At 67.7% G+C, this 1,059-nt stretch carries 1 protein-coding gene and 1 pseudogene; one reads left to right on the forward strand and one right to left on the reverse strand.

The annotated features are described in order from the left end of the window. Positions 1–82 (forward strand): annotated as a pseudogene (locus ABT026_RS32125) (IS5/IS1182 family transposase); the annotation flags it as partial. Positions 83–102: 20 nt separating this feature from the next. Here the strand turns inward: ABT026_RS32125 and ABT026_RS32130 are convergent. Beyond that, a complete protein-coding gene (locus ABT026_RS32130; protein ID WP_351118730.1) occupies positions 103–852 on the reverse strand; it encodes a transposase family protein in 750 nt (249 codons plus the stop codon). Between the last annotated feature and the right edge of the window lie 207 nt (positions 853–1,059).

Below are 1,059 nucleotides of genomic sequence, written 5' to 3' on the forward strand. Positions count from 1 at the left end.
CCGGGCCAGATGCTCCACACGCCGCATCGGCACGATCGTCCAAGCCGTCCACACCCTGCTGACCTGCGACTACTCAGGATGAAAGACGTTCAGTGAGTGTTTTCAGCGTTGCCTCTCCAGGGTGAGGACCGCGGCGGCGATGACCGTCATCCGGTTCGGGCTGCAGCGGCTTCGGCGGAAGATCCGCCAGGACTTCAGGCGGGCGACGCCTCGTTCGACGGGAGCACGGGCGTGGGCGAGTGCGCGGTTCAGCGTCCGCTCGGTCGGTGACAGTTCGCCGTTGGGCGGGCGGCGGATTGCGGTGGTGACCCAGGAGCCGGCGCCGATGTAAGCGCGGTCGGCGACGATCGGGACGCCCTGGCGTTCGCAGATCCGGATGATGTGGTGGGTGCGTGCCGCGGTCAGGTCGTGAGCTCGGCCCGGCAGGGCTGGCGAGATCCATAGCAGCCGGCCTTCGGGATCGGTGACGACCTGCACGTTCACCCCATGGCGTCGGTGCTTGTGGGAGTAGTCGGTGCGTCCGTCGCCCAAGCGGTCGCACTCGCTGAGGGTGCCGTCCAGGAGCACGTATTCGGGGTCGTGCTCGCGCAAGGTCTTGAGCAGGCCCGGGGCCCGGCCGGCTAGGAGTTTCACGACCGCGGTGGTGTAGGCGTGGGCCGTGCCCACGGATATGCCGAACCCGGCGGCGATCTGGGCGAGGGTGTCGTGCTTGCGCAGGTAGGCGAGAGCGACGAGGGCGCGCTGGTGCGGCGGAAGCTTGCAGCGGCGGTCACCCTCACGGGTGACGATGAGCATCGTGACCCACTCGACCAGCGCATGAGGCAGGTCGAGTGCGGCAGGATAGGGAACCAACAGGGCTCCTGGACCGGCAGGTTGAGACTTCGAACACCTCACCCAACGGCACGGGAGCCCTGTCCGTTGCGGGCACCGAGGCCATCACCCGATCGGTGGCCACGCTGAAAGCGCTCAGTGAACGTCTTTCATCCTGGCGCTTGAGGTGCGGAACGCCCTGGTCAGGTGGGGTGGTGACGTGGCGAAGCCCCTCGTCGTTGGTGTGGT

This window comes from Streptomyces sp. NPDC002734 (assembly GCF_040295685.1).
Lineage (GTDB): Bacteria > Actinomycetota > Actinomycetes > Streptomycetales > Streptomycetaceae > Streptomyces.